This window comes from Paraburkholderia atlantica, assembly GCF_009362785.1.
In the GTDB taxonomy this organism is placed as follows: Bacteria; Pseudomonadota; Gammaproteobacteria; order Burkholderiales; family Burkholderiaceae; genus Paraburkholderia; species Paraburkholderia atlantica.
Genome location: NZ_WHNQ01000217.1, coordinates 1 through 790, shown reverse-complemented (window position 1 = coordinate 790; position 790 = coordinate 1). Strand labels below are relative to the sequence as shown.

1 protein-coding gene is annotated in these 790 nt (G+C 60.4%); it reads right to left on the bottom strand.

The features are described from left to right. Positions 1 to 784: glycosyltransferase (locus GCT19_RS42355; RefSeq protein ID WP_321576965.1), on the bottom strand; the 784-nt coding region annotated here is incomplete at its 3' end. Positions 785 to 790 lie beyond the last annotated feature (6 nt).

Genomic DNA, 790 nt, shown 5'->3' with positions numbered 1-790 from the left:
CCATCAACGCCACCGGCATCCCTTCAAAGCGCGACGACAGTACGAATGCGTCGGCGGCGGCCATCTCATGCCATGCAGCCTGCGTACTGCCCGGCAGAAAGACCCGCCTGGACAGATCGAGCTCTGCAATCCTGCGGGTCAGCATCGGCCGCTCGGGGCCTTCGCCCCAGATCCACAGATCCCAATCCTCGAAGTCGTTCGCCACTTTCGCAAAGGTTTCGATCAGCAGCTCATAGTGCTTCTGGGGTTGCAGGCGACCCACTGAAATAAGGCGCTTTCTGCCTTCCGCGCGTTGCGGCCTGGCGATGCTGAAAAGCTCATCCGGAATCGGATTCGGCATTACGGCGATGCGAGGCGTGTCTCCCGAGCGGATTTTCTCGAACGGCGTTGCCATCGATTGGGAAAGGAACGTGAGCGCGGTGGCCCGCGGGTAGGTGAGCCGGCAAAGCAGCTTCCACAGCAACGGGCGGCCATCGGCCACAGGATCGTTATGCTCGCAGGCGACCACCGGAATGTGCAGGCCCCGTGAAGCCAGGATCACGTTGATATTCACGTTGGTCAAAAACGACACGATGACGTCGGGCTGTTCTTCCACGAACAGCTTGCGCAGCTCCGTCAGTCTCGCGATGTAGTTGATCCGTCGCAGCGGGCTATGCTTGACGCGGTCAGCCAGATAGATCATCCGCACCTTCTCGTCGATGGGAAAAAAACATCCACCGTGTTTGCTGTATGTCGGGACGAGCGTAACGGTGTGGTTGCGCTGAGCCCACGCGGCTGACAGCACCGCGGC